This is a genomic window from Priestia sp. P5_B4 (assembly GCF_056400385.1).
Map to the genome: position 1 here is coordinate 1 of NZ_JBFULJ010000646.1, position 2,198 is coordinate 2,198.

The following is a 2,198-nucleotide window of genomic DNA, read 5'->3' on the forward strand; positions in this document are numbered from 1 at the left end:
GCATCCGTCGATGATTGCCGCTTCTTCTAGCTCGACTGGAATTCCTTTAATAAATCCGTGGTACAAGAAAATCGTCATACCTGAACCAAAGCCTAAATACATGATCACAATACCCCAGATGCTGTTTAACAGATTTAAGTTTCCTGCTACTTTTACAAGTGGAATCATGATGGATTGAAACGGAATAACCATTGCCGCTACGAATGCCATAAAGATAATGCTGCTGATTTTTTTCTTTGTTCGAACCAGCATGTAAGCTGCCATTGAACAGAAGATGACTAGAACTGCGTTACTGATGACTGTAATGATCAGCGAGTTGCTAAGCACTTTTAAGTAATTCATTTGGTTGAATGCATTAACAAAGTTTTGAAACTGAATCGTTGTCGGCAGCGCCGATGTGTTTGATAGAATTTCTGCAAATGACTTCAGTGAGTTTGAAAGCACGTAATAAAATGGAACCAAGAACACTAGTCCAAGCAGGACTGCTAAAATTTCAACAATAAAGGTTTTGCTCGTATATTTGTTTCCCATCACGATTCAACCTCCTTCTTCTTGGTGTATGTTACTTGAATAATTGTAATTGCTGCTACGACGATGAAGAAAATTAAGGCTTTTGCTTCACCTAGACCGTATCTGTTATTAACAAATGCTTCTGTATAAATGTTAAGCGCTAACATTTCTGTTGATTTAAATGGACCACCGTTTGTTAATGATAAGTTGACATCAAATACTTTGAATGACCATGAAATCGTTAAGAATAAACAAACCGTTACTGCCGGTGCTACCATTGGAATTGTAATGTGACGAAGAATTTGCCATCTGCTTGCCCCGTCAATTTTTGCTGCTTCAATTAGCTCTTGCGGTACGTTTTGCAGTGCTGCTGTGTAAATAAGCATGATATAACCCGCTCCTTGCCATACACTTACAATCACGATGCCCCAAAATGCTGTTTTTGCGTCTCCCAACCAAGGAAGTTCAAAAAGCGAAATTCCCGTGATTTGTCCGATAGATGCAAATCCTTTTACAAAAATGAACTGCCATACAAATCCTAGTAAAAGTCCGCCAATTAAATTCGGCATAAAGAAAACCGTACGTAAAATGTTTCGTGTTTTTAACATTTGAGTAACAAGGATTGCTAACACGAACCCAACCACATTCGTTAAGATAATCGCAACGACCGTATATTTTGTTGTAATCCAAAACGACTGCTGAAACTGCTTATCTTCGGTGAACAAGTACTTAAAGTTATCAAGCCCCACCCAGTTAATCGTACCGTTTACTCCGTTCCAGTCTGTAAATGAGTAATAAATCCCTGTAAAAAATGGTATAAGTACAATCACACAAAACGCTAAAAGTGCGGGCCCTACAAATAGAGCAAATAAACCTACATTTTTCAAATTTTTACGTTTTTTCGTATTAATAGATGATTCTCTTTTAAGTTCTTGCTCTAAAGGAACATATTCTGTCTCCTGTAATTTACTTTGGCTATTCATCTTACTAGCACCTCCCTATGTCTTATTTTAGCGAAATCAGTTATTTATGAAACCGCTTTAATTGACGAGTAGGGTGTAAAATATTGACCTTTGTGCAACATTTTCTCCCCTGTGCACATTTTACGCATTTTTTTAAAGTATGCATGAAAGTATGCATGAAAGAAAAGCTAGAAGTGGACGACGTATCTTCTTATCTTATACACTAGAAAAAAGATGTAGTTGGGAGGAACATACGCATGACAGCCAAACGAGCGTTAATTACGGGTGCCAATTCTGGAATGGGGCTGGCCACAACGATTGAACTAGCTAAAAAAGGATTCGAAGTCATTATGATATGCCGAAATGAAGAAAGAGGAAATACGGCTTTAGAAGAAGCGAAGCGTCAAAGCGGATCGGATTCCATATCTCTTATGACCTGTGACCTAGGTTCTCTTGACAGTATCCGGGCTTTCAGTGAAGACTTTACATCTCGCTACAGCGTGTTTGACGTGCTGATTAATAACGCGGGCGTGGTGACAATCAAGCGTGAAACAACACAAGACGGATTCGAAATGATGCTTGGTGTCAATCATTTGGGTCACTTTTTGTTAACTAATTTACTTTTAGATCTGCTGAAAAAATCTCTGCAAGGACGCATTATAAACGTTGGGTCCGGTGCTCATAAAGCCGGAAAAATAGACTTCAACAACCCTCACTTAACAACGG

The 2,198-nt window shown here is 38.6% G+C and carries 3 protein-coding genes; 1 reads left to right on the forward strand and 2 read right to left on the reverse strand.

What is annotated here, in order from left to right; translation table 11 throughout:
* The coding region (locus AC1DRF_RS24155) for a carbohydrate ABC transporter permease (protein WP_477741891.1) at positions 1-531 on the reverse strand (531 nt) is incomplete at its 3' end.
* The gene (locus AC1DRF_RS24160) at positions 531-1,493 is read right to left on the reverse strand and encodes a carbohydrate ABC transporter permease (protein WP_274447849.1); all 963 of its coding nucleotides are present in this window, start codon (positions 1,491-1,493) and stop codon (positions 531-533) included. The genes AC1DRF_RS24155 and AC1DRF_RS24160, both read right to left, overlap by 1 nt.
* Before the next feature lie 236 nt (positions 1,494-1,729).
* On the opposite strand from AC1DRF_RS24160, the gene AC1DRF_RS24165 reads away from it, so the two are divergent.
* The coding region (locus AC1DRF_RS24165; protein WP_477741890.1) for an SDR family NAD(P)-dependent oxidoreductase at positions 1,730-2,198 on the forward strand (469 nt) is incomplete at its 3' end.